This is a genomic window from Synechococcus sp. MEDNS5 (genome assembly GCF_014279875.1).
Classification (GTDB): domain Bacteria; phylum Cyanobacteriota; class Cyanobacteriia; order PCC-6307; family Cyanobiaceae; genus Synechococcus_C.
The window spans coordinates 295,431-314,098 of sequence record NZ_CP047952.1 but is presented as its reverse complement, the minus strand read 5'-3'; the positions used below and the strand labels follow the sequence as shown (position 1 = coordinate 314,098).

Annotated in this window: 18 protein-coding genes; 9 read left to right on the top strand and 9 right to left on the bottom strand. The window is 62.7% G+C overall.

The annotated features are described in order from the left end of the window. Positions 1-72 precede the first annotated feature (72 nt). From SynMEDNS5_RS01305 to SynMEDNS5_RS01290, 4 genes are read left to right on the top strand one after another with little or no spacing between them, the layout of a single operon-like run. Complete coding sequence (locus SynMEDNS5_RS01305) at positions 73-1,110, top strand: SAM-dependent methyltransferase (RefSeq protein WP_186583962.1); 1,038 nt, start codon at positions 73-75, stop codon at positions 1,108-1,110. Beyond that, a complete protein-coding gene (locus SynMEDNS5_RS01300) occupies positions 1,110-2,162 on the top strand; it encodes a Glu/Leu/Phe/Val dehydrogenase dimerization domain-containing protein (protein ID WP_186583961.1) in 1,053 nt (350 codons plus the stop codon). Before SynMEDNS5_RS01305 ends, SynMEDNS5_RS01300 begins: the two co-directional genes overlap by 1 nt. An 11-nt stretch (positions 2,163-2,173) precedes the next feature. Continuing rightward, on the top strand, positions 2,174-3,346 hold the full coding sequence (locus tag SynMEDNS5_RS01295) for an FAD-dependent oxidoreductase (protein ID WP_370593556.1): 1,173 nt from the start codon (positions 2,174-2,176) through the stop codon (positions 3,344-3,346). A gap of 35 nt (positions 3,347-3,381) precedes the next feature. Continuing rightward, the gene (locus SynMEDNS5_RS01290) at positions 3,382-4,962 is read left to right on the top strand and encodes a BCCT family transporter (RefSeq protein ID WP_186583959.1); all 1,581 of its coding nucleotides are present in this window, start codon (positions 3,382-3,384) and stop codon (positions 4,960-4,962) included. Here SynMEDNS5_RS01290 and SynMEDNS5_RS01285 read toward each other — a convergent pair. The 5 genes from SynMEDNS5_RS01285 to fabI are packed head-to-tail and all read right to left on the bottom strand — an operon-like array spanning position 4,889 to position 9,906. Further along, on the bottom strand, positions 4,889-6,121 hold the full coding sequence (locus tag SynMEDNS5_RS01285; RefSeq protein ID WP_186583958.1) for an MFS transporter: 1,233 nt from the start codon (positions 6,119-6,121) through the stop codon (positions 4,889-4,891). The two genes, SynMEDNS5_RS01290 and SynMEDNS5_RS01285, sit on opposite strands and share 74 nt — an antisense overlap. Before the next feature lie 57 nt (positions 6,122-6,178). Further along, positions 6,179-6,871 carry an SIMPL domain-containing protein gene (locus SynMEDNS5_RS01280; RefSeq protein ID WP_255440227.1) on the bottom strand — a complete coding sequence of 231 codons (693 nt, stop codon included), beginning with the start codon at positions 6,869-6,871 and terminating at the stop codon, positions 6,179-6,181. Between the two features lie 58 nt (positions 6,872-6,929). Next, positions 6,930-8,417 carry a carotenoid oxygenase family protein gene (locus tag SynMEDNS5_RS01275; protein ID WP_186583956.1) on the bottom strand — a complete coding sequence of 496 codons (1,488 nt, stop codon included), beginning with the start codon at positions 8,415-8,417 and terminating at the stop codon, positions 6,930-6,932. A 54-nt stretch (positions 8,418-8,471) separates the two neighbouring features. Continuing rightward, positions 8,472-9,083, bottom strand: coding sequence for an imidazoleglycerol-phosphate dehydratase HisB (hisB, locus tag SynMEDNS5_RS01270; RefSeq protein WP_186583955.1), 612 nt, complete (start codon positions 9,081-9,083; stop codon positions 8,472-8,474). A 40-nt stretch (positions 9,084-9,123) separates the two neighbouring features. Further along, entirely contained in the window at positions 9,124-9,906 is a 783-nt protein-coding gene (gene fabI / locus SynMEDNS5_RS01265; protein ID WP_186583954.1) for an enoyl-ACP reductase FabI, read from the bottom strand. A gap of 119 nt (positions 9,907-10,025) precedes the next feature. Here fabI and SynMEDNS5_RS01260 point away from each other — a divergent pair, with 119 nt between their 5' ends. Together SynMEDNS5_RS01260 and SynMEDNS5_RS01255 are read left to right on the top strand one after the other, a co-directional pair. Further along, positions 10,026-10,952, top strand: coding sequence for an FAD-binding domain-containing protein (locus SynMEDNS5_RS01260; protein ID WP_370593555.1), 927 nt, complete (start codon positions 10,026-10,028; stop codon positions 10,950-10,952). Positions 10,953-10,982: 30 nt separating this feature from the next. After that, positions 10,983-11,411, top strand: a complete 429-nt coding sequence (locus SynMEDNS5_RS01255) for a hypothetical protein (RefSeq protein ID WP_186583952.1) — start codon at positions 10,983-10,985, stop codon at positions 11,409-11,411. Positions 11,412-11,413: 2 nt separating this feature from the next. On the opposite strand, the gene SynMEDNS5_RS01250 is transcribed toward SynMEDNS5_RS01255, so the two are convergent. Beyond that, positions 11,414-11,896 (bottom strand): hypothetical protein, encoded by a 483-nt coding sequence (locus tag SynMEDNS5_RS01250; RefSeq protein ID WP_255440226.1) that lies wholly within the window; start codon positions 11,894-11,896, stop codon positions 11,414-11,416. A 109-nt stretch (positions 11,897-12,005) separates the two neighbouring features. On the opposite strand from SynMEDNS5_RS01250, the gene SynMEDNS5_RS01245 reads away from it, so the two are divergent. Next, positions 12,006-12,626: a thioredoxin family protein gene (locus SynMEDNS5_RS01245; RefSeq protein WP_186583950.1), complete on the top strand. Its 621-nt coding sequence runs from the start codon at positions 12,006-12,008 to the stop codon at positions 12,624-12,626. Positions 12,627-12,636: 10 nt separating this feature from the next. Beyond that, the gene (locus tag SynMEDNS5_RS01240) at positions 12,637-13,860 is read left to right on the top strand and encodes a DegT/DnrJ/EryC1/StrS aminotransferase family protein (protein ID WP_186583949.1); all 1,224 of its coding nucleotides are present in this window, start codon (positions 12,637-12,639) and stop codon (positions 13,858-13,860) included. Between the two features lie 12 nt (positions 13,861-13,872). Here the strand turns inward: SynMEDNS5_RS01240 and SynMEDNS5_RS01235 are convergent, their stop codons facing one another. The 3 genes from SynMEDNS5_RS01235 to folK are packed head-to-tail and all read right to left on the bottom strand — an operon-like array spanning position 13,873 to position 16,473. Then, a complete protein-coding gene (locus tag SynMEDNS5_RS01235; RefSeq protein ID WP_186583948.1) occupies positions 13,873-15,351 on the bottom strand; it encodes an FAD-binding domain-containing protein in 1,479 nt (492 codons plus the stop codon). Continuing rightward, positions 15,351-15,911: an NUDIX hydrolase gene (locus tag SynMEDNS5_RS01230; RefSeq protein WP_186583947.1), complete on the bottom strand. Its 561-nt coding sequence runs from the start codon at positions 15,909-15,911 to the stop codon at positions 15,351-15,353. The genes SynMEDNS5_RS01235 and SynMEDNS5_RS01230 overlap by 1 nt, the downstream gene beginning before the upstream one ends. Before the next feature lie 49 nt (positions 15,912-15,960). After that, the gene (folK, locus tag SynMEDNS5_RS01225; protein WP_186583946.1) at positions 15,961-16,473 is read right to left on the bottom strand and encodes a 2-amino-4-hydroxy-6-hydroxymethyldihydropteridine diphosphokinase; all 513 of its coding nucleotides are present in this window, start codon (positions 16,471-16,473) and stop codon (positions 15,961-15,963) included. A 3-nt stretch (positions 16,474-16,476) separates the two neighbouring features. On the opposite strand from folK, the gene SynMEDNS5_RS01220 reads away from it, so the two are divergent. Then, a complete protein-coding gene (locus tag SynMEDNS5_RS01220) occupies positions 16,477-18,660 on the top strand; it encodes a putative cobaltochelatase (protein WP_370593554.1) in 2,184 nt (727 codons plus the stop codon). Positions 18,661-18,668: the final 8 nt, after the last annotated feature.

Below are 18,668 nucleotides of genomic sequence, written 5' to 3'. Positions count from 1 at the left end.
ACCGTGGTGACCTATGTCACGAAGTCCTGACAGATGACTCCTGTACCGTGAACGCTGTCGCTGACGAGGTCCATGGCCATTGCCATGACCACGGGTTACAGCGCGCAGACCGAAGGCGCTCTCCTCTGCATCGAAGCCGCCTCGGACTGGGCCCTGACTTGTGTGGATCAACTTCCTGTATCTGACAGCCACGTGCTGATCGATTACGGAGCAGCCGATGGAGGCACCGCCGTAGGGCTTTGGAACCAGATCCTCGATCGCCTGCATGCCAATCAGCCGCAAGCTCATCTCACGTTGATCGGCAACGACCTGCCAAGCAACGACAATGTGGCCCTGGCCGAAAATCTGGCTCTGCAGATTCCCAGGGAACCCAAGCCCACAGTTCTGGTGAGTGCCCGGAGTTTTTACGAGCCCTCCGTCGGCCCCAACACCATCAGCTTCGGCTTTTCAGCAACAGCCATGCACTGGCTGAGCCAGTCACCCGGCCCGCTCGACACCCATACGCACGTGCTGGCCTCGGGCGACGCCGATGCTCTACAACGCTTCACAGCCCAGGCTCTCAAAGACTGGACCTACGTGCTGGAACTGCGCAGCCGCGAGCTGATCGCGGGTGGTCGCCTGCTGACCGTGAACCTGTCACGTGACAACGAAGGCCGCTATCTCGGACACAACGGCGGGGAGACTCGCAATGTGCACGACCAGTTACATCAGATCTGGCGTGGATTGGCCGATGAAGGTGTGATCAGTGAGGAGCAGTACCGCAACGGCACGGTGCTGAACTTCTACAAATCCCCTGACGAATTCATGGCGCCGTTGAAGGATGAATCATCAGCGCCTTACCGCAACGGTCTGCGTCTGGTGGATGAACGCACGGTGTACGTGAAGTGCCCATACCGCAGGCGCTGGAACGAGGATGGCGACACGGCCACCTTCGCGGCGGGCCTGATGGCCACGATCCGCAGCTGGAGTCGACACAGCTTCGCCAGTGCCGCGGGCGACAAGGCCGCTGACCTGGTCTATGAGCGCCTCCAGCAACGCATCGCCGATAACCCGAGCGAGTGGAGCCTTGATTACGTCGAACACCACCAAATGATGGAGAAAGTTGCCTGATGACAACCACCCCTACCAAGCCGACCGTGTCGGTGCTCGCTGAGCACGTTTCGGATCATCTGTCGGTGTTTGTCGTCGCTGAGAACACAGACTCCGCGCGCCCCGCCAATGGTGGACTGCGCCTGCTCAACTATCCAAGCGACGAAGCGTGCATCGCCGACGGAGAACGTTTGGCTGGACTGATGACGCACAAGCATGACCTCTACGGAACAGGCTTCGCCGGCGGCAAGATCGTGGCTCGCGCCGCTGAACCGGCGGCGGTCAAGGACGAGCTGATCCACGTCACCGCCAGCCTGCTCGAATCTCTCGATGGCGCCATGATCACAGGCTGTGACCTCAACACCAGCCTGGAAGACATGGAGCGCCTGATGGCGCTCACCCCCTATGTGCTGGCTGCTGTGGGAAGTCCGGTGGACGCCAGTGCCGCCACGGCCCACGGCACCTTGGGCGCGGTTGAAGCCGTGCTGGAAGCTGAGCTCAGTGAGGCCACCCCTGGCCGCGCTCTTGTGCATGGCTGCGGCGCCGTGGGAGGCACGGTGGCTCGCGTGCTGGTTCAACACGGCTGGACCGTGTTCACCGCCGATCTCGACAGATCGCGTGCAAGTTTTCCCGGAGCCACCCCCCTGCCAAGCGACTGCCCTTGGTGGGAGCTCAAGGTGGATCTCCTGATCCCCTGTTCCATTTCCGGGTTGATCAACGCAGAGATGGCATCCGCCCTGAAGGTGGCTGCAGTGGTGCCAGCGGCGAACGCCCCCTTCCAGCAGCCCCAGCTCGCGGACGACCTGCGCCGGCGCGGTATCCGGGTACTCCCAGATCCGCTGGTGAATGCCGGTGCGGTGATCGCTGATTCGATTGAACGCTTTTCACCCGATGCCTGGGACGGTGCGGGCGCCAACGACGTCTATGCCTTCGTTCGCCAGGAAGTGCGCCAACGCGCAACCAACTATCTCAATCAGCGTGATCAGGGCTTATCGGTGGGGGCTGCCCTTGTGGAAGTGGCCGCAGAACCGGAAAATGATCCGATCGGTCTGAGTTTCGGAGACGCGGCATGAGCCAACCACCAATGCCTGTCCAAGCCGAGGTCGTGATCGTCGGTGGCGGCATGGCCGGTCTGAGCTGTGCAGCAGCTCTTGCTCGGCGGGGAGTGCGTGATGTGGTGCTGCTGGAAGCGAAGACCCTGGCCCATGCACGGGCCAGCAGCTTCGGCGAAACCCGCATGTTCCGGGAGATGTATTCCGACCCGGTGCTCTGCCGCCTGGCCCAGGAAGCCAATCGGCTCTGGCGGGAGGAGGAGCAGCACGCTGGACAGCATCTGCGGGAAACCCACGGATTGCTGTTTTACGGCGAAAGCTGGGATGAAGAAACCATCGAGGGGTCCATCCCTGGCGCCCGACGGGTGATGGATGAACAGAACATTCCCTATGAGGCTCTGAACGCAAAACAAATATCCGAACGGTTTCCGCTTAAACCCAAACCCGACTTCACCGGTCTGTTCGAGCCCACCGCCGGGGCGGTGCGCAGCGACAAGGTGATCGCCCACTGGCGGCGCACAGCGGAACAGGCGGGTCATCAGCTCCTGGAGGAAACTCCGGTAAAAGGGGTTGACGCCAACGGCGGGGGCGTGACTCTGGCCGACGGTCATCACATCGCCGCCGATCAGGTGGTGGTCGCGTGTGGTATTTGGAGTGATCTGTTGCTGGCCCCGCTTGGTCTTTCACCGAAGCTCGAGATCTGGCCGATGTTGTGGGCGCACTACACCGTTGATCCCTCCCTGGCGGATCGCTATCCGCAATGGTTCTGCTTCCAACGGGAACGCGGCGACGATGGTGGCCTGTACTACGGATTCCCTGTTCTCAGCCGCACAGCGGATGGACGGCCGCGCATCAAGGCCGGCATCGACTGGGCTCCAAAGGAGCTGCGGGTCGCTGAACCCAATGCCATGTGCAGTGAACCCCCAGCTCGACTGGTCGAACTTCTCGACAGCTTTCTGTTCAACGAACTTGATGGTGTGCAGGAACGGGTGGAAACCGTGATGAGTCCGTACTCCATGACGAGTGATGTGAACTTCGTTCTCGACCGCCTCACGCCAAAACTCAGCCTGTTTGCCGGGGGCTCCGGCCAGGCTTTCAAGTTCGCTCCACTTGTCGGCGATTCCCTCGCCCAACTGGCCTGCGGAGAGTCACCGGCCGTGGATCTCTCCTGTTGGAGTCACCAGCGCGAGGCCGTGCGCGCCTGAAGCGCGACCCGCTAGTTCTTCGTTACAGCGTTTTCGTGAGCGATCAAACCAATTTCAACGATGGTCCCGTTTCAACAGGGCCATGGTGGCGTCGCCCGCCCCTTTGGATCGGTGCGGGCCCTCTGCTGGCCTTTCTGGTGCTGGCGGCCGTTGACCTCACACTGGCCCAGCAATTCACCAGCTCCGGCAAAGCAATCGTCAGTGGATCCCTTGGCGGCTTGTGGCAGTGGATGGTGCTGTTGCTGTTCGTGATTGCCGTGGTGATGGCGATCAGTCCAGTAGGACGGCTGCGCCTGGGAGGAGTCGACGCCCAGCCAAGTCTGAAATTCTTTGACTGGTGCGCCGTGCTGATCTGCACGCTGTTGGCCGGTGGTGGAGTGTTCTGGTCAGCGGCCGAACCGCTATTCCACTTCCGCACGCCAGCGCCTTACTTCAGCGACGTCAAAGGTTCCACAGCAGCAGCTGTCGATCCCTCGTTGGCCGTGAGCTTCCTGCACTGGGGGTTCCTGGCCTGGGCACTTGTGGCCACCACGGTCACGATCACGCTCTCGATCCAGGAACAACGGGGCGAACCACTGCGGCCTCGCACCCTGCTGGTGGGACTGCTCCCCCAACGGTGGGTGGAAGGTCCTCTTGGAGACCTCGCCGACGGACTCTCTGTGGTGGCAGCCATTGCCGGCACGGTGGGGCCTCTCGGCTTCCTGTCCCTGCAGCTCAGCAACGCCGCGGGCATGCTGCCGGGCCTTAGCGACAGCGCAGGCCTGCAGTCGCTGGTAGTGGTGCTGCTCACCGCCGTGTTCGCCACCTCCACGGTGAGCGGGATTCAACGGGGCATCAAGTGGCTTTCGGAAGTGAACGTGTGGCTCACGCTCGGCCTCGCCGCGGCCTTGCTTCTGCTGGGGCCGGGTCTTTGGCTGATTCAACACTTCGCCAGTTCCTTCACGCTCTACGTGCGCAACCTGGTGCCGATGGCCCTGGCTCCCAACCGTGGGCCCGACAACTGGGTGAATGCCTGGACGGTGTTCTACTGGGGTTGGTTTCTGGGCTACGCCCCTTTGATGGGGCTGTTCACTGCTGGGGTCAGCCGGGGCCGAACCCTGCGCGAACTGGTGCTGGCGGTGGCGATTCTCTGCCCGATCGTGACCAATGTCTGGTTCACGCTGCTGGGAGGCACAGGCATGCAACTGGAGCTGAGCAACCCAGGGGCCATCAGTGGACCTCTTGCTGCCAGCGGAGAAGCAGGCGCTTTGCTCGCAATCCTTGGCCAGCTTCCACTCCCCTGGCTGTTGATCCCTGTGGGCCTGATCCTGGTGGTGCTGTTCATGGCCACCAGCGCCGACTCGATGAGCTACGCCGCCGCCATGGTGGTCAGCGCCCAGCGAAAGCCACCAGCACTTCTGCGCTTGTTCTGGGCCTTGATGATTGGAAGCCTCACCTTGGTGCTGCTGCGCATCGGAACCAGTCTGGGTGACAGCACTTCCATCAATGCCCTGCAGGCCTTCATTGTGATTTCAGCCGTTCCGGTCACCCCTCTGGTGCTGATCACTCTTTGGACGGCACCGCGTCTGGCATGGAAGGAATGGCAGCAGCGTCAACAAGCTCCGAGTTCCAGCTGATCCAGCCCGCCATCACCACCCCAAACAGGGCTAGCGCGCCATAAATCACCAGCACCAGCGACACATCACCGCGGGGCGAAGCCTGCAGGATTAACCCTGACACCACCGTCATCACTCCACCCATCAAGGTTCCGCAGGTATTGACGATTGAAACGGTCATCGCCGTCTGACCAGGAGGGGCCGAGGCCTCCGCGATCGGAAAGGCCAAGACCGCTGAACCAATGCCGATGCCGAATGTGAGCGCCGGCAGTTGCAGCAGAGGTTGGGGAATCCAAGGTGCAAGCAGGAGAAGCAGTGACAACAGAGTGATGAGGGTTCCCAGCAGCAGCACACGGCCGCGTCGCTGGGGCCTGCCACCGAGAGCCCCACTGCCGACCATGCCTACCATCAAACCGATGGACATGGTGAGGGTGAGTCCTTCCATCAAAGGGCTGGACCATCCCTTCAGGGTGGAAAGAAGGCCGTACTGGGCCATTCCGAACACAAACCCCAGTCCCCAGGCGTACAGCATGCAGCACTGAATCAGTCGCAGCACTCCCCCCCGGCTCCAGCGCGGCACGTCCACCGGAGGAGCGACGATCGGCAGCCGATCCACCCTGGCCCGCGAACGCCTCGACACACTCAACAGCAACACCGGCAATGCCACCAACAGCAGCAACGCAAGGCTCTGCAGCAGCACCAAACCACGCCAGGCTGAGCGGCCCAGAAGCAGGGGAACCACCGCAGCGAGCGCAGCCCCCAAACCAACCAGAGCATCGGTGAATCCCATCGCCAAGGCAAAGCGGTTGGCGGGCAAAGTGCGTCGCGCCAAGACCGCCGAAGCCGGGAATGCAACCGCACAGGCCATCCCGGTGCCGATGCGGGACAGCAACAATCCAGTCAGGGTTTCACTGCGGGCAAACACCACGCTGCAGCTGGCAGCGACCATCGCGGCAAGAAGCAGCCAGAGCTCAACCCGCCCCCGATCGATCAGTCGCCCCACGGGAACCTGCACGAGCCCGTAGGGCACCAGAAAGCTCCCGGCAATCAGGGCCAGACCCGCTGGCCGTACAAGCAACTCCAAACCGAGCGCCCGTTCGTAGTACTGAAAGCCGGTCTCCACCCAGACCAACCAGAGAACAAAGAGAAGACTGAACAGCCAGAGCAGACGATCACGCACAGCGAGCGTGCAACATCAACCCCAGTGTGAAGGGATCGTTGGGTTGCGCTTCGCGGCTTAAGACAGGCAGTAGTCCAGGGTGAGCCTCAGACTCCCGGTGGGAGGAGGAGCCTCCCCGGGCCTGAAGCGAGGAACGGCCGTTGCCGCCATCGTCAGCCCATGGGTCGCGGGCTGACTGCGCTGATCAATGCGCAACAACTGCACCTGGGACAGCCCCAGGGCTGAAGCCGTGCTCGCCGCCTGCGACTGACCACGCTCCAGTGCCCGCTTCAGCAAGCGCTCCTCCAGCTCCTTCTGGCCCTGCGCCGAAGCCAGGGAGGTCATGCCCTGGAGGCGAACCCCGGGCAGCCGGCCGGCCCGCTGAATCAGCGTGTCGTAATTGCTGCGGCTCACCAAGCCACTGATGGATGTGGACGCTCGGTAGCGATCAGGGGACTCCGATCGACGGATGGGGACTGTGCTCGGCGCAGACACGTTCAGATCGCCTTGCACCAACGCCGTGAGATCAGTGCGCACACGCGCGAGACGACCATTGAGCTGGTCTAGAGCGGCAGCCGTGCTGGAGGTTTCAGCCTCCAGACGCAGCGTGAAACGAAAACGGGCGGTGCGCGTGTCACCTCGCTCCTGCACTGTCAGCTGCAGCACGGTCCCGCTGCAGCGCGGTCCCTGAACTTGCGCCCGAGCCGACGGTGACCATGCGGGAGACCCGAGGACTGCCATCGGAACGGCGAGCACACGAACAGCAGACATCAAAGAGCGCATGACTGAGGGCGAAGACAGGGCCTTGGTGATGTCTAAATCCCCCCGGTCATCGGGCCTCAACCCAGCTGCCGTGCAGCCCATGGGGAATCGCCAGAGGCAACTCGATGACGGCGACCTCCCTGAGATCGGACGCATCGAGAATCACCAGATCAGAGCCTTCCCGGGCCCCGTTCCAGACCAGTTCCAGAACCCAGCCATCGTCCTCAGCGGTGGCACCGGCTCGGGGAACCATCAGCGGTTCACTGACGAAACCATGGGGTGCGGCACTCCAGATCTGGCGTTCCCCGCTATGGAGGTCCAGCTTCTTGATCACCTGCAGGGGATCATTGCCCTGCTCACGGGCGGCGGCAGCCATCCATGCATAACGGCATGGCAGACCTTCCTTGTCAGGATTCACCATGGCGAATTCGCAGCAGCGTTCGCTTAAGCGAGTGGTTTGCACTTCGCCACTGTCCAAGGTGATGCGGCATTGCTCCAGCAAACCTTCTGGGATCAGATCGAAATCCACCGCGGTGAAGTCCATCTCCGGGCCAACAGAAGGGAAGTCGCTGTAATAGATGCTTTCCACCACCACATCACCGTCGTCTTCCCAGGCGTTGAGGTGATGGAACACAAATCCGTCCGGGGCATCGACGATGCGTGGCGCCTGCCCTGCAAAGGCACCACTTTCGCGGGGAATCAACCAAAACTTGGCCTGACCATCGGGCTTCGACTGCAGGCACTGAGCAGCCCCCTTCTGGCCGAGTACAAACGGCAGAGGATTGAAGGCGATGGCGTTCTGAAGGAACACCGCCCAGTTGGGTGTGATCGCGAAATCGTGCAGAAAGGCGAAGCCGTTGAAACTGTCTTTGCGTTCACAGAGAAGATCGCCGGCCTTGATGCCTGCAGCGGCATCGGTTTCAGTGGCGAACTCCATCAAGCGGATGGTGCTGCGCGGTCCGGTTTTCACCCCGAAGGTGACCATGCGCGGACGATCGTGATGGCCGGGATCGAAGCGCGGGTGCGCACTGAAGGCCTCACCTTTCTTGAGCACGCCGCCCAGAAGGCTGATGCCATGGGTTTCCAGGGTGCGGGGATCCAGCGCATGTGGTTCCGCCGCTTCCCAGAGCGCCAGCAATTGATCACCCAGCTGCACCACCCCGGTGTTGGCGATGTTTTTCAGACGAAGATCAAAGGCATTCGCCAGGGGCCCACCGGGCTTCTGGCTGCCGAACACACCGCGATACAGCACCTTTCCCGCCGCTTCTTCTTCCTGCCAACCGACCGTTCGCACAAAGCGATTGCTCAAGGCAAGCGCACCCTCTTCAAAGCGAAGGGCCGTGATCATCCCATCGCCATCAAATGGGTGATGCACCCGCTGGCCGTTGCGCTCGAGCCGACCGGGACCGTTGCGATACAGGGTTCCCAATAACTCAGCAGGAATGGTGCCGCGCACCGGGGTCAGAGGCACATCAGTGAGCTCCTGCTCCACATTGCGAAAGGCACTGGCCCATTCCGACCGTTCGAAACGGTCAACGGCGGGAGCAACGGTCACAGAAGACGAAGCAGTTGCTTCCATCCTCTCGTAACGGACTGTGAAGCGCGCGCTTCAATTCATTCCGGCCTGTTCCAGCACCCCCTTACTGCTTGGCACCGCATTGGCTCGGCGTGGGTCGATCTCTGTGGCCTGGCGCAGCGCTCTGGCGAAGGCTTTGAAACAAGCCTCCACGATGTGGTGGGAATTGGCGCCATCAAGCTGGCGGATGTGCAGGGTGAGCCCGCTGTTGTTCACCACAGCCACGAAGAACTCCTTCACCAGCTCAGTGTCGTAGGTGCCGATTTTCTGGCTGGGAATGCTGAGGCTGTAACTCAGGTGGGGACGACCGGAGCAATCCAACGCCACCTGCACCAAGGCCTCATCGAGAGGCGCAAGGAAATGGCCAAAGCGATGAATGCCGCGGCGATCTCCGAGCGCCTGAGCCAGGGCCTGGCCCACGGCGATGCCCACATCTTCATTGGTGTGGTGATCATCGATGTGCGTATCGCCTTGCGCGCTGATCTCCAGATCAATCAGACCGTGGCTGCTGATCTGATGGAGCATGTGATCGAGAAACGACACTCCGGTGCTGGCCTGGCATTGACCGCTGCCATCGAGGTTCAGGCGCACCTGCACATCGGTTTCTCCGGTGACCCGGTGGATTTCACCTGTACGCATGCTCATCGGCCTCAGGATCGGGGACGCCTGCGCTGATCATGCCGGCTCACATGCCATTGATGCAGTAACCGGCATCCACGTAAAGGGTTTGCCCAGAGATCCCGCTGGAGAGCTCGCTGAGGAGGAAAGCCGCCGTGTTGCCCACCTCGGTCTGCGTGACCGTGCGGCGCAGAGGAGCCTTCTCCTCCACGTTGTGGATCATGTCGAGAATGCCGCCGATGGCCGAACTGGCCAGGGTGCGGATCGGACCGGCACTGATGGCATTCACGCGCACTTGCTTCTCGGGACCAAGTTCGGCGGAGAGATAGCGCACGGATGCTTCGAGGGCCGCTTTGGCCACACCCATCACGTTGTAATTGGGGATGGCCCGCTCAGCGCCGAGATAGGTGAGGGTGACGACCCCTGCCTTTTCACTGAACAGGGGCTTGGCATGGCGACAAAGCGGAGCCAGGGAATAGGCACTGATCTCCAGGGCACGGGCGAAGCCTTCAGCCGTGGTGGCGCTGTAGTCGCCCACCAACTCCTCCTTACCAGCGAAGGCCAGACAGTGCACCAGTCCGTCGAGGACGCCCCACTGGCTCTTGATCTCACTGAACACGGCCTCCATCTGGGCCGAATCCTGCACGTTCAAAGGGAGGAACAGAGACGGCTCCAGGGGTGCGGTGAGCTCACGCACCTTCGCCTCGAAACGACCCTTGTCGTCAGGGAGATAGGTGATGCCCAGCTCAGCCCCTGCGGCTTTGAGCTGCTGAGCGATCCCCCAGGCGATCGATCGGTTGTTGGCAATGCCGGTAACGAGAATCTTCTTGCCCGTGAGATCGAGAAGCATCGGACCGGCTGACGTTGAACAGTGTTGGAATTCTCTCTTATTCCGCACCCCTGCCCTGAGAAGCCTGTCGCAGTTGTCTGCAGCGATCGACAGGATGGCGGCGTTCCTGTGATCCCGTGGTGCTGCCCTTACCCCCTGTCACACCCCTGTCCTGGCCTGAAAAGCCAGGGGATCTGCCGCGAGACCTGCCGGATCGCAGCGCGCTCGATCGACTCCTGGCTAGCGAATTCCCCACCGCCCAGGGGCCACTCAGTGGGATCCAAGGTGGACGACGAGCGGCCGAAAGCCAATTACGCCGGATGGATGCGAAGCGTTATGGCCGCAGCCGCAACCATCTCAAGGGTGCCGTCACCCGCTTGTCCCCCTGGATCCGACACGGCGTCCTCACCCTGGCGGAGATCAGAGAGGTGGTGTTTGCCCAACTGCGGGATCGCGGCCAGGGCAGGGAGGACGGCGGCAAGCTGATCAATGAACTGGGATGGCGTGATTTCTGGCAGCGGATGTGGAGCGATCTCGGCGATGCCATCCACGAGAGCCAGGAGGAGCTGAAGACCGGCCACGATCCAGCCAGTTACTGCCGGGAGCTTCCAGACGACGTGCGCGAAGGCCGCACGGGGCTGGCCTGCATGGATGGATTCAGAGAAGAGCTGGTGAGCAGCGGCTGGCTTCACAACCACGCGCGGATGTGGATGGCGGCCTATCTGGTGCACTGGCGCAGGGTGCATTGGAAAGCAGGCGCCGACTGGTTCCTGGAGCATTTGCTCGACGGCGATCCCGCAAGCAACCACCTCAGCTGGCAATGGGTTGCCAGCTGCTTCAGTCACAAGCCGTACTTCTTCAACCGCGGCAACCTGGAGCGCTACAGCGACGGGCAGTACTGCAGCACCTGCCCAAGCGCGCAAACCTGCCCGTTCGAGGGAAGTTACGACCAGCTGGAGTCGCAGCTGTTCGCACCCCAGCCCGCGATCCGGGATGTGCTCAGCCGGCGACGCAACGGCAACACCCGAGGCAGTGCCAGCGCCGCCTTCGCCCGACCGAAGCGCTGAGCCTTCAATCCGCCAGTCTCCGATCACCCCATGCCATTCCAAAATCCAATCCTCTGGATCCACGAGGAAGCCCTTGGCCCCCGCAACCCTGCCCGGCTCGCCTGGCCGAACGCCCCAGCCCTGTTCGTGTTCGACACGCAGTGGATCGAGAACGCCGGCATCAGCCGCAAACGTCTGGGCTTTCTCTACGAGAGCGCCCTCGACTGTGCCGTGACGTTGCGAAAGGGCGATGTTGCGGCCGAGGTGATCAGTTTTGCCCAGCGGCATCAGGCCGATGGAATCATCACCAGCGTGCCCGTGGATCCCCGTCTGGCGGGAATCGCAGCACGGGTTGAGAGCCAATACCCCCTGGAACGACTTGAACCGGAGCCCTTCGTAAGCCTGCCGCGGCCACCGCGCCTGGGCCGCTTCAGCCGTTATTGGCGTGAAGCAGAACCCGTGGTCTGGGAAGGCTTTTAGGTTTACGACGCATCGTCCTTCAGCAGTGCCTCTTCCCGCTTGAGCTCCTCGGCGGGATCGGTGAGCAAGTCTTCCTGCTCGAAGGCAGGCAGCGCAACGGGGACCACCTCCGAGGCCTTGGTGGGTGGCTGAACCCACTGCCAGCGGGCCTTCGGCGCCCGGTCTGCACACAAAGCCTTCAACTCCTCTTGGAGCGCCTTCAGAACAGAACCACGCTGAACAACGTCAAAAAACTCCGAACGCGGAGCCAGGCCAGCACTGAACGGAGCCGTGCCATTTCCGTTGAAGAGACGAGCGGCATCCGCAAACCAGCGGGGTTTGCAGACCGCCGGATCACGGGTATCCGTTTCCAGGAACAAGTGAAGACCGAATCCATCGGGCTGGCTGACCACCGCTAACCCGTCATGGGGAACACTTCGCTGCAGAGGGAACACCGCCCAGGAAGCTTCAGGAGATGCACCACACCCCGCCAGGGTGAACGCCATTGCAGCAAAACCTGCAGGAGCCGTCTGAACCCAGCGCACCAACGCCCCACCAACGTTCTGCAGGATTCTGAACCAAGATCAGCGACACTGCAGGCTTCTGGCAGGTCGCATGGTGCTCACTCCCTCCACGATGCTTCCCCTTGGGCATCCACTCCCCACGTTCCGTTTGCCCAAGGTGAGCGGCGCGCTGGCGCAGCAATCCCCTGACGCAACCCTGGAGAGCGACGACCTGCCGAAGAAGCGTCCGGTGCTGGTGATGCTGATCTGCTCCCACTGCCCGTTTGTGAAGCACGTGGAACCGGAACTGAGCCGCCTTGAAGGCGACTACGGCCAGCGAGTCTCGCTGCTCGCCGTCTCGAGCAACAGCGTGATCACCCACCCCCAGGACGGACCTGAAGGCCTTCGCCAGCAGGCCGAACGCATGGGCTGGACATTTCCTTACCTCTTCGACGAGCAGCAGAGCCTGGCGAGGGATCTTCGCGGCGCCTGCACGCCGGAGTTTTACCTGTTCGCACCGGATTCCAACGCGCAGCAGACTCTGCGCTATCGGGGGCAGCTGGATCGGAGTCGGCCGGGGAACGGGGCAGACCTCGATGGTTGTGATCTGAGGAAGGCCATGGATACCGTCCTGGCTGGTCAGCCGCTGGAGGGCCAGCAGCATGCCTCGATCGGTTGCAACATCAAATGGCATCCCGGACAGGAACCCCCGTGGTTCGGGAGCCAGGCTTAAGGTGCCCTGCATGCAGGTGCCACCCTTCAGTCTCAGCCAACAGCTCGCGGATCTCGGGCAGGAACTCGATGACGCAGCGCTTCGGGTGCTGCACAGCGGCCAGTACATCGGTGGTTCCGAAATCCAGGCGTTCGAGCGCTCCTTCGCAGAAGCTGTCGGTACAGCTCATGCTGTGGGCTGCAACAGCGGTACGGATGCCCTCGTCCTGGCCCTGAGAGGCCTGGGCATCGGCAGCGGCGATGAAGTGATCACCGCATCGTTCAGTTTTTTTGCCACGGCTGAGGCGATCAGTGCGGTGGGCGCCACGCCGGTGTTCGTGGACGTAGACCCGTCGACCTACCTGATCGACCTGAACCGCATCGAGGCGGCGATCACCCCCAGAACCCGTGCACTGCTGCCGGTGCATCTGTTCGGCAGGCCGGTGGACATGACACGGCTGATGGCCATCGCTGAACGCCATGGCTTGCGGGTGGTGGAAGACTGCGCCCAGGCCACCGGTGCCCAGTGGAACGAACGGGGCGTGGGCAGTTGGGGAGATGTGGGTTGCTTCAGCTTCTTCCCCACCAAGAACCTCGGCGCTGCCGGGGACGGGGGAGCCGTTTGCTGTCACAGCCCTGAACTGGCTCAGCGGATGCGCGAACTGGCTGTGCACGGCATGCCGCGCCGCTATCTGCACACCGAGCTCGGTTACAACAGCCGGCTCGATGCTCTTCAGGCGGCTGTGCTCAATGTGAAGCTGCCCCATCTCAGTCGCTGGGTGGAGCGTCGTGCTGCCATCGCAGCCCGCTACAGCGAAGCCCTCCAGGATCTTCCTGGTTTGCAGCTTCCTGGGCCAGACGCTTTCGAGGGCCATGGCTGGAATCAGTTCGTGATCCGCGTCCGTCTCTGCGCGAGCGGGCAGGAACTGTGCGGCGGCAGTTGCCCGGCGGTGTGCAACGAGCATGGACTTCCCGACAGCCGCTGCCGCGACTGGCTCAAGCAGAGTCTTCAGCAACAGGGTGTGAACACGATCATCTACTACCCGATCCCCATTCATCGCCAGCCTGCTTACAGCGATCTGAATCTGGCTCCTGGGTCTCTACCGATCACCGAACAGCTCTGCAGTGAGGTGCTCAGCCTGCCGATTTTCCCCGAACTCACCCTGGAACAACAAGACCGGGTGATCACCGTGCTCGAAACCCTGCTGAATCAGCGCGACTTCAAGGCCGACCAGTCCTGCGGCGTTGCAGCCTGATCGCTACCTGCTTCAGGCTTTAATCGTGGCGTAGAGCGCTTTGAATTTGGCCTGCTGAATCTTGTGATTCACAAGTGGTTCCGGATACCCCCTGCGCTCCAGAGCACCGATCTCACCGCTGAGTAGATCCTTGGTGCACACATGCCTCAGCTCCGGCACCCAGCGGCGGATGTACTCCCCATCGGCATCGAATTTGGAGGCCTGGGTAGCGGGATTGAAGATGCGCAGGGGCTTGGGATCCATGCCACTGCTGGCACTCCACTGCCAGCCGCCGTTGTTGGCAGCCAGATCGCCATCCACTTCCAGCTCCATGAAGGCCCGTTCACCCCAGCGCCAGTCACAGATCAGGTCCTTCACCAGGAATGAGGCCACGATCATGCGACAGCGGTTGTGCATCCAGCCGCTCTGCTGGAGCTGACGCATGGCCGCGTCAATGATCGGCATACCGGTCTGACCCTGCTTCCAGACGTCAAACCAGTTCTCGTTGTTCTCCCAGGGGAATCTGCGCCACTGTTCCCTGTAAGGACCATCAGCCAGCTCTGGGAAATGGAACAGGGCCTGCTGGTAGAACTCACGCCAGCCCAGCTCCTGTTCCCACACGGCGATGGCCTGACGCTGTTCATCACTGCGGGCCAGATCCTTTGCGGCCTGCGCCGCGCACCAGGCCTGCCTCGGACTCACCGTACCCACGCTGAGTGCGGCACTCAGGCCGGAGGTGCCAACGGTGCCGGGGAAATTGCGATCGGGCTCGTAACCCAGCAGAGGACCATCCGCAAAGACCGCCAGCTGATCGGCAGCGGCCGCTTCACCTGGACGGCAAGGACAGAGATCCGTACCGGCGAATCCATGCTCCGTTTGCAGGCGCTGCAACGTCTGCTGCCCATCCGCGCACAGGCGGCCAAGCGCCGTCTCCGTGGAGCTGATCGCCTGCCGCTGCTCAGCGGTCAGATCCTGCAGGGCTGTGGGCGCAGCCACAGTGCCGGGACGCTGGCGTTCCACCTGCCCACGCCAGTTGCGCAGGAAGGGGCCATACACGCGATAGGGATCACCGTTGCCGGTTTTCAGCAGCTCCGGAGCCACCAACAGCTGATCCCAATCCACAAGCACCTGGCGTCCATCCGCCTGCAGAGCCTTCGCCACCCCACGATCACGTTCACGGGCGTAAGGCTCCACATCCCGGCTCCACACCACGGTGAAACAGTCCAAGAGCGCCGCCAGCTGGGGAAGCAACGTGAGCGGATCCCCCTGCAACACCAGCAGGCGACTTCCCGCCTCGCGCCAGCGCTCCTGGAGTTCGATCAGGCTCTCCACCAGGAACCACAGCCGCGCCGGGGCCATCGGCGGCAACTGCGGCGGTGGCGTGATGATGGCCGGGTCGAGGACATAAACCCCTGTCAGCGCAGGACCGAGAGCAGCAGCAGCCTGAAGACCAGTGTTGTCCGCCAGTCGCAGGTCACGCCGATGCCAGAAGAGGGTGCGTGCAGACGCCATCACAGATCCAGAAGTTGCTTGGCACGGAACCAGGCCGTGACACTCTTGCCATCGAGCCATTCCTCACCGGAGGCCAGGGCAGCGTCGAGCTCAGCCGGCGTCATCTCTAACACCTCCAAATCCTCATCATCGTCACCAGCTGGTGGGTGTTCCAAAGCGGTGAGCTCGCGGGCGAGGAAGCAGTGGATCACCTCATCGGAATAGCCCGGGCAAGGCAACATCGGACCCAAGGAATCCCAACGGGCAGCGCTGTAACCGGCTTCCTCTCCGAGTTCGCGCTGCATCGACTCCAGCGGATCCTCGCCATCCTCCAGGGTGCCGGCAGGGAATTCCAACAGGCGGGCCTGAACGGCGAAACGGTATTGACGCAGCACCACCACCCGGCCCGCATCAGTGATCGGCACCGCCAGGGATGCGCCCGGATGCCGGATCAGCCCAAAGGTGCCCTCCACGCCCAGGGGCAACTTGATGCGATTGCGCTCGAAGCGGATCTTGCGCGCCTGCATCACCTCGATGGTTTCCAGCAGCTCGAAGGGCTCGGGGGCTGGCAGCGGTGCCATGGAGCAGGGGCTCAGGGTGCCCCAGCATGGCGCATGAATCCAGAGACTCTCATCCATTCCAGTTCACGGATTCCCCCATGGCAGCCAGCAAAGGCTCCATCACAAAAGACCGCAGATGCAGGCGAGGGTGGGGAAGCACTAGGCGCGGATGATCCAGGCGCCAGGCGCCCCAGAACAGCAGATCAAGATCCAGGGTGCGCGGTCCCCAGCGCTGTTCGCGGGCCCGATCGCGGCCGAACGCACGCTCCAGGTCATCCAACTGATCGAGTAGCTGCAAGGCATCGCGGGCGTTGCAGGCGCGCTGGACGCCCCTGAGGAGCACCACTGCGTTGCAATACGGGGGCTGACCGCTGGGTCCGCCCACAGGGTCGGTCATCAGCAGAGGCGACCAGGAGCACACCAGCCTTGAGGCATCACCTGACTCAGACCAGCGCAGCAACAGCTGCTCGAGCCTGGGGCGGACAGCGATCAGGGTGCGGCGAGGATCACCGGCAGGACCTGGACGATTGCCACCAAGGGCCACGGCCAGATCGTTGGGCTGATCAGCGAGACTGGAGCTCACGCGATGGGTCGGACAACGTTCATGGTTTCAGGTGGAGGGGTTGCCGATGGAGTGAGAAGCACGGCCGCTCAGGACCAGGCGAACCGCGCGTTCCCCCTGGCAGCGATCACAGGCCACGGCACGCTCAAACTGGCGTTAATGCTGGCAGCCGTCGACCCGGGATTGGGCGGCGTGATCATCGCCGGAGGACGCGGCACCGGAAAGTCAGTGCTGGCGCGGGGACTGCATGCGCTTCTGCCTCCGATCGAAGTCCTGGATCCAGAAGCGGCAGGTCTTCCCTCAGGCCCAGGGCGCAACCTCGATCCCACTCGCCCGGAGGAATGGGACGCAGCGAGCCGCAAGCAGCTGAGCGCTGATCCACCGGCACGGGTCATTCCGGCTCCATTCGTGCAGGTTCCCCTCGGCATCACGGAAGACCGCCTCGTGGGTGCCGTGGACGTGACCGCATCCCTCAGCAGTGGCAGCCCTGTGTTTCAACCGGGCCTTCTGGCCGAGGCCCATAGGGGTGTGCTGTATGTGGACGAACTCAACCTGTTGGATGACGGCATCGTCAATCTGCTCTTGGCCGCCGTTGGAGCCGGCGAGAACCGGGTGGAACGTGAGGGGCTGAGCCTCAGCCACCCCTGCCGGCCCCTGTTGATTGCCACTTACAACCCAGAGGAAGGCAACGTCCGCGACCATTTACTCGATCGCTTCGCGATCGCACTCTCGGCTGATCAACTCGTAAGCACTGAGCAGCGTGTTGAGATCACCAACGCGGTGCTCAGCCATGGACAGTGCAGCCGCAGCTTCGCGGAGCGCTGGAAGGAGGACACCGATGCCCTGGCCACCCAGCTGCTGCTGGCCCGGCAATGGCTTCCGGATGTGCAGATCAGCCGCGAGCAGATCGAATACCTGGTCACCGAAGCCATCCGCGGTGGGGTCGAAGGGCATCGCTCCGAGTTGTATGCCGTGCGCGTAGCCAAGGCCCATGCGGCCCTCAGTGGCCGCGATCAGGTGGAGGCCGACGACCTGCAGGTGGCGGTGGCCCTGGTGATTGCACCACGCGCCTCCCAGCTGCCGCCGCCGGATCAGCAGATGGAGCCACCGCCACCGCCCGAGCAACCGGACGATCAGACCCCGCCGCCGCCGGACTCCGGTGAGCAGAACGATGACGACACGCCTCCCCCACCCGAGGGATCCGGTGAAGACGATAACGATCCACCGGAGGACAACAGCGACGACAGCGACAGCGAAGACGACAACAGCGACGAAGACGAGGACTCGGAGCAGGACGAGGCACCTCCATCGGTGCCGGAAGAGTTCATGCTGGATCCGGAGGCGGTGGCGATCGATCCCGACCTGCTGCTGTTCAATGCCGCCAAGAGCAAGAGCGGCAACAGTGGCAGCCGTTCCGTGGTGCTCAGTGACAGCCGTGGCCGCTATGTGAAGCCGATGCTCCCCCGCGGTCCCGTCCGGCGCATCGCCGTCGATGCAACGCTTCGAGCAGCCGCGCCGTATCAAAAAGCACGCCGGACACGCCAACCGGATCGCACGGTGATCGTTGAAGAGGCGGATCTGCGCGCCAAGCTGCTGCAGCGTCAAGCAGGAGCCTTGGTGATCTTCCTGGTGGATGCCAGCGGATCCATGGCTCTCAACCGGATGCAAAGCGCCAAGGGCGCGGTGATCAGGCTGCTCACCGAGGCCTATGAAAACCGCGATGAAGTGGCCCTGATTCCCTTCCGCGGCGATCAGGCGGAGGTGCTGCTGCCCCCCACCCGCTCAATCACAGCCGCCCGCCGGCGGCTGGAATCCATGCCCTGCGGCGGCGGTTCCCCTCTGGCCCATGGACTCACTCAGGCGGCTCGCGTCGGCGCCAATGCTCTGGCCACCGGCGATCTCGGGCAGGTGGTGGTGGTGGCCATCACTGACGGGCGCGGCAACGTACCCCTCAGCACCTCCCTGGGCCAGCCGGAGCTTGAAGGGGACGAGAAGCCCGATCTCAAGCAGGAAGTGCTCGACGTGGCCAGTCGCTACCGGATGCTCGGTCTCAAGCTGCTGGTGATCGACACCGAACGCAAGTTCATCGGCAGTGGCATGGGCAAGGATCTGGCGGAAGCGGCTGGGGGTAAATACGTCCAGCTTCCGAAAGCCAGTGATCAGGCAATCGCAGCGGTGGCCATGGAGGCCATCAATTCCGTGACCTGAACCTGAAC